Below are 5,698 nucleotides of genomic sequence, written 5' to 3'. Positions count from 1 at the left end.
CGTCGGCACCCTGCATCGAGGTCGGCACAGGCCTGTGCCGACCTCGATGCCGACTGCCGACCTCGCAGGAAGGTGCCGACGTCGAGCAGCACGGCCCGGACTCCCGTACCGCACCCAGCGGAACACCCCCGCCGCCGGACGGAATAGGCTGGGCCGGTGAGCCTTCCCAACCCCAACGAGCGCATCGTCTGGATCGACTGCGAGATGACCGGCCTCGACCTGCGCGCCGACGCGCTGATCGAGGTCGCCGCGATCGTCACCGACTCCGACCTCAACGTCCTGGGCACCGGTGTCGATGTCCTGGTCAAGCCGCCTGCCGAGGCGCTGGAGCAGATGAACGACTTCGTGCGCGCCATGCACACGACGTCGGGCCTGCTCGAGGAGCTCGACCAGGGGCTGACCCTCGAGGAGGCGCAGGAGCAGATCCTCGCCTACATCCGCGAGTACGTGCCCGAGCCGGGCAAGGCTCCGCTGGCCGGCAACTCGGTCGGCACCGACAAGTCGTTCCTCGACCTGCACATGGCCGACCTGGTGGACTACCTGCACTACCGGATCATCGACGTCTCCTCGATCAAGGAGCTCTCGCGGCGCTGGTACCCGCGGGTCTACTTCGCCTCCCCGAAGAAGGACGGCGGGCACCGCGCGCTGGCCGACATCCTGGAGTCGATCGACGAGCTGCGCTACTACCGCGAGGTGCTGTTCCCCGCGCAGCCCGGCCCCGACACGGCGACCGCGCGGGCCGCCGCCGCGCGCATCGCCGAGACGTCCGTCACGAAGCAGCTCGCTCCGTAGGTATGAGTTCGGATCGTGGCCGCTGACCATGTATGCTTTTCGACGGTCGCCGGTCCAGGATCGACGAGCATGGTGGGCGTAGCTCAGCTGGTAGAGCATCGCGTTGTGGTCGCGAGGGCCGCGGGTTCAAGTCCCGTCGCTCACCCCATGCAGAAGAGGGCCCCTCACTCCGGTGAGGGGCCCTCTTCCGTCTCCGCCGGCAGCCGACGCCGCCCCCGGCTCAGCCCAGGAGCTTGACCACCGCGTCGGCCAGCTTGTCCTCGACGCCCGTGCCGTACTTCATCCACAGCGACGGCTCGGTGAGCTCGAGCTCGATGACCATGGGCACGCCGTCGTCGCCCGTGACGAGGTCCACCCGCGCGTAGGTGAGGTCCGCGCCGGTCGCGGTGCGCGCCACGGCGAGCGCCCGCTCGGCCACCTCGATCTGCTCGGGCGTGGCCTCGTACGCCGAGTTCTCCTCCTCGGCGTACAGCTCGCCCTTGTCCTCGGCGGGGCCCGTGAGCAGCGCGTCCTTGCGGATGGCGTGGGTGTGCTCGCCGTCGACGAAGATGAGGCAGGTCTCGCCCGTGGTGTCCACGGAGGTGACGTAGGGCTGGATCATGACCCAGCGGCCGTCGTCGAGCAGGCGGGTGGCGTGCGCGATGGCCTTGCCGCGCGACTCCGCCGAGACGGGCTGGTAGCGGCCGGTGTTCTGGGCACCGGCGCTGACCACGGGCTTGACCACGAAGTCGCCGAACGCGGGCATGCGGGTGTGCACCGCGCGCTTGGACAGGTGCCGGGCGGGGTCGAGCCAGATGGTGGGGATCACGGGGATGCCCGCGGCCTCGAGCTCGCGCAGGTACCGCTTGTCGGTGTTCCACTCGATGACGTCGGCGGAGTTGGCCACCTTCGGCAGCGAGCGCGCCCACGCGAGGAACTCGTCGTGCCGCGGCGAGTAGTCCCAGGTGGAGCGGACCAGCACGAGGTCGTAGGCCTGCCAGTCGACGGCGGGGTCGTCCCACACGGCGGGTTCCGCGGTGATCCCGCGCGAGGAGAGCGCCGCGATCAGCGGCACGTCGTCCTTGTCGAGGTCAGGCAGCTGGGAGCAGGTCGCGAGGGCTACACGTGCGTTGGTCACGCCCCGAGACTATCGGGCGAGTTGTCCGAAGTCCCGGCCTGCGCACCGGTCAGGACGCGGCGTCGGTCACAGCGGCGTCGTCGGCGTCCGCGGGCTCCTCGGCCGGTTCCGTCTCCGCCGCGTCCCACGGGGTGTCGGCCGCGGCGTCCGCCGCCCGGCGCAGGGCGCCGAGGATCCCGTCGGCGGTGAGGGAGCCGACGACGTCCCCCGTCTCGCCCACCACGGGCACGCGCCCCATGGCCGACGCCGGCAGCGCCGCCACGGCCTCGAACGCGTCGGTCAGGCGCGCGCCGAGCCGCACGGGCGCGGGGGCGGGCTGCACGATCCGGTCGGCGCCGTCCAGGTCGGTCGTCTCCACCTGCGCGAGCGAGAGCATGCGCGAGGCCGCGCCGTCGCCGATGAAGTCGCGCACGCGCTCGGACGCCGGGTGAGCCAGCACCGCGAGCGGGCTCGCGACCTGCTCCAGCTTGCCGCCGCGGGACAGGACGGCGATGCGGTCGCCCAGGCGCGCGGCCTCGTCGATGTCGTGCGTCACGAGGATCACCGTGGTGCCCGTCTCCTGCTGGATGCGCTGGAACTCGGTCTGCAGGTGCCGGCGGAACTCCGGGTCGACGGCGCCGAACGGCTCGTCCATCAGCAGCACGGGCGGGTCGGTCGCGAGCGCCCGGGCCACGCCGATGCGCTGGCGCTCACCGCCGGACAGCTCGTGCGGGTACCGCTTCGCGTAGGTCGCGGCGGGCAGGCCCACGAGGTCCAGGAGCTCGGCCACGCGCGCCCGCGTACGCCGCCGGTCCCAGCCGAGCAGGCCGGGGACGGTCGCGATGTTGGCCTCGACCGTCCGGTGCGGGAACAGCCCGACGTTCTGGATCACGTAGCCGATGCGACGCCGCAGGGCCACGGGGTTGCTGTTGGTGACGTCCTCGCCGTCGAGCAGGATGCGGCCCGACGTCGGCTCCACCAGGCGGTTCACCATGCGCAGCGTGGTGGACTTGCCGCAGCCGGACGGGCCGACGAGGGCGAGCACCTCGTGCTCGCGCACGGAGAGGCTGAGTCCTTCGACGGCGACGGTGCCGCTCCCGAACGCCTTGCGGACGGTGTCGAGCTCGATCACGGTGCGAGAAGCCATGTGCTCGAACCTACCGGGTGAAGAGCACGATAGGTTTTACGGCATGCCCGGCAACCCGTGGTTCTCCTGGTCGTACGTGGTCGACAACGCGCCCCTGATCTGGCAGCGCACCGTCGAGCACGCCGGCCTGACGATCGAGGCGGTCCTGATCTCGGCGGCCATCGCCATCCCGCTGGGGGCGCTGGTCTCCCGGTCGCGGTGGCTGGCCGGGCCGGTGCTCGGCACCGCGGCGGTCATGTACACCGTGCCGTCGCTGGCGCTGTTCGCGATCCTGGCGCCGCTGCTGGGGATCGGCCGCACGCCGGTCCTGGTGGGCCTCGTGGTCTACGCGCTGCTGATCATCCTGCGCAACACCGTCGCGGGGCTGTCCACCGTGGACCCGGCCGTCACCGACGCCGCCCGCGGCCTGGGCTACGGTCCCGGCCGCCTGCTGGTGCAGGTGGCCATGCCGAGCGCGCTGCCCAGCATCATCGCCGGGCTGCGACTGGCCACCGTGTCCACCGTCGCGCTGGTGACCGTGGGCGTCGTCGTCGGGTACGGCGGGCTGGGCCAGCTCATGTTCCAGGGCTTCCGCAACAACTTCTACCGGGCCGAGATCATGACGGCGACGCTCGCGACCATCGCGCTCGCCCTCGTGCTCGACCTCGCCCTGTGGGCCGTCGGCAGAGCCCTGACCCCCTGGCTGCGCGGGAGGGCCGCATGAGCGCCCCCACCGGCGTCCTCCAGGAGGCCATCGTCTGGCTGAACGACCCCCTGACCTGGACCGAGCCCGGCGGCATCCTCGAGCTCGCGGGCGAGCACCTGGTCATGACGGCGATCGCCGTGGCCGTCGCCGCCGCCGTCGCCATCCCGACCGGCGCCTGGCTGGGGCACAGCGGCCGGGGGGCGGGCACCGTCGTCTGGCTCACCAACGCGTCCCGCGCGCTGCCGACGCTGGGCATCATCCTGCTGCTCGCCGCGGGCGGCCTGTTCGGCAACACCGCCACCGTCATCGCCGCGGCGTTCTTCGCCGTGCCGGTGCTGCTGGTCAACACCTACGAGGGCGTGCGCGGCGCCGACCCCGACGCCAAGGACGCCGCCCGCGGCATGGGCATGAGCGACGGCCGCATCCTGCTGCAGGTCGAGCTGCCGCTGGCCACCACGCTGGTCTCCGCGGGCCTGCGGGTGACGATCGTCCAGGTCGTCGCCACGATCCCGCTGGCCGCACTGGCCGGGGGCGGCGGCCTGGGCCAGATCATCGCGCTGGGCATGGGCACGCAGCGGTACGGCGAGGTGCTGGCGGGCGGCATCGTGGTCGCGGGGCTGTGCCTCGCGATCGACGGCGTGCTCGCGATCGGGCAGCGTCTGACCACGCCGGCGCCGCTGCGGGCCCGGGCGGGCTAGAACCCGCCGGGCGGCCTAATGTAACGACATCCTCACGAGCGGGTTTATCCCTTGCCATCGACCGCCTGCCGGGGTCGAATGGGACAGATCGAAGCCGTAGAACAGATGTACGTCACCCACGTTCGGAGACATTCGATGAAGTTCCCCCGTACGCATGTGTCCTTGCCCCGCGCGCTCGGCGCCGCGGCCGCCGTCGTCTCCCTCGCGTTCCTGACCGCCTGTGGCGAGCCGGGTTCTGCCGGTGGCAACAACGGTGGCAGCAGCGAGACCGGCGGCAGCAGCCTCGCGGCCTGCGAGGCCGTCCCCGGTGACGAGCTGGTGGTGCTCGAGGACGACAAGCAGCTCCAGACCGTCGACAACATCATCCCGGCCGTGAACGCGGCGGCGGTGGAGGGCGACGACACGCTGATCCCGCTGCTCGACACCGTCTCCGCCGCGCTCGACACCGACACCCTCATCGGCCTGAACAAGGCCGTGGACGTCGACCGCCGTACCTCGAAGGAGGTCGCCGAGGAGTTCGTGGCCGACGCCGGCCTGGACGCCCCCGAGCAGAGCGGCAGCGGCAAGATCGTCGTCGGCGCCGCCGACTTCGCCGAGAGCGCCACGCTCGGCACCATCTACGCGACGGTGCTGAACGCCGCCGGGTACGACGCCGAGGTCACCACCATCGGCAACCGCGAGGCCTACCTCCCCGCGCTGGAGGACGGCAAGCAGGTCCAGGTGATCCCCGAGTACGTGGGCACGCTGACCGAGTTCATCAACAAGGACGTCAACGGGGCCGACGCCGAGCCGGTCGCGAGCAGCGACCTCGACGCGACCGTCGAGGGCCTCACGGGTCTGGGCGAGGAGGTCGGCCTCGTGTTCGGCCAGCCGTCCCCCGCTCAGGACCAGAACGCCTTCGCCGTGACCAAGGCGTTCGCGGACGAGCACAGCCTCACGACGCTCAGCGAGCTCGCCGAGGCGTGCGGCGGCCTGGTGCTCGGCGGCCCGCCGGAGTGCACGGAGCGCCCGTTCTGCCAGCCCGGCCTGGAGGAGACCTACGGCCTGGAGTTCGCGGAGTTCCGCTCGCTCGACGCCGGCGGCCCGCTGACCAAGTCGGCGCTGCAGCAGGGCGAGGTCACCCTCGGCCTGGTCTTCAGCTCGGACGGCTCGCTGACGCCCACGAGCTGACCCGCCACTGACCCGCCCCGCCCTCTCGCGGGCCGGGCGACTGTGCGGTTCCCTTTCGAGGCCTAAGTTTCTTCGCTTTGAGCAGGCTCAAAGCGAAGAAACTTAGGCCT

At 71.7% G+C, this 5,698-nt stretch carries 6 protein-coding genes and 1 tRNA gene; 5 read left to right on the top strand and 2 right to left on the bottom strand.

Annotated features, from left to right (window positions below):
• Positions 1-156 precede the first annotated feature (156 nt).
• Both orn and ACFU5G_RS28800 read left to right on the top strand, forming a co-directional pair.
• A complete protein-coding gene (gene orn, locus ACFU5G_RS28805; protein ID WP_377252367.1) occupies positions 157-792 on the top strand; it encodes an oligoribonuclease in 636 nt (211 codons plus the stop codon).
• A 72-nt stretch (positions 793-864) separates the two neighbouring features.
• Positions 865-940 (top strand) — tRNA-His (locus tag ACFU5G_RS28800).
• 72 nt (positions 941-1,012) lie between these two features.
• Here the strand turns inward: ACFU5G_RS28800 and ACFU5G_RS28795 are convergent.
• Both ACFU5G_RS28795 and ACFU5G_RS28790 read right to left on the bottom strand, forming a co-directional pair.
• On the bottom strand, positions 1,013-1,909 hold the full coding sequence (locus ACFU5G_RS28795; protein ID WP_377252365.1) for a RimK family alpha-L-glutamate ligase: 897 nt from the start codon (positions 1,907-1,909) through the stop codon (positions 1,013-1,015).
• A 49-nt stretch (positions 1,910-1,958) separates the two neighbouring features.
• Entirely contained in the window at positions 1,959-3,035 is a 1,077-nt protein-coding gene (locus ACFU5G_RS28790; RefSeq protein ID WP_377252363.1) for an ABC transporter ATP-binding protein, read from the bottom strand.
• Between the two features lie 43 nt (positions 3,036-3,078).
• Between ACFU5G_RS28790 and ACFU5G_RS28785 the strand changes: the two genes are divergently transcribed.
• The 3 genes from ACFU5G_RS28785 (at position 3,079) to ACFU5G_RS28775 (ending at position 5,588) form a co-directional block, all read left to right on the top strand.
• The gene (locus tag ACFU5G_RS28785) at positions 3,079-3,738 is read left to right on the top strand and encodes an ABC transporter permease (protein ID WP_377252361.1); all 660 of its coding nucleotides are present in this window, start codon (positions 3,079-3,081) and stop codon (positions 3,736-3,738) included.
• Positions 3,735-4,418 carry an ABC transporter permease gene (locus ACFU5G_RS28780; RefSeq protein ID WP_377252359.1) on the top strand — a complete coding sequence of 228 codons (684 nt, stop codon included), beginning with the start codon at positions 3,735-3,737 and terminating at the stop codon, positions 4,416-4,418. The genes ACFU5G_RS28785 and ACFU5G_RS28780 overlap by 4 nt, the downstream gene beginning before the upstream one ends.
• A 135-nt stretch (positions 4,419-4,553) precedes the next feature.
• A complete protein-coding gene (locus tag ACFU5G_RS28775) occupies positions 4,554-5,588 on the top strand; it encodes a glycine betaine ABC transporter substrate-binding protein (RefSeq protein WP_377252357.1) in 1,035 nt (344 codons plus the stop codon).
• The last annotated feature ends 110 nt before the right edge of the window (positions 5,589-5,698 follow it).

It is taken from the genome of Promicromonospora sp. NPDC057488 (genome assembly GCF_042802395.1).
In the GTDB taxonomy this organism is placed as follows: domain Bacteria; phylum Actinomycetota; class Actinomycetes; order Actinomycetales; family Cellulomonadaceae; genus Promicromonospora.
The sequence above is the reverse complement of the archived record's forward strand: the minus strand, read 5'-3'. Positions and strand labels throughout refer to the sequence as shown.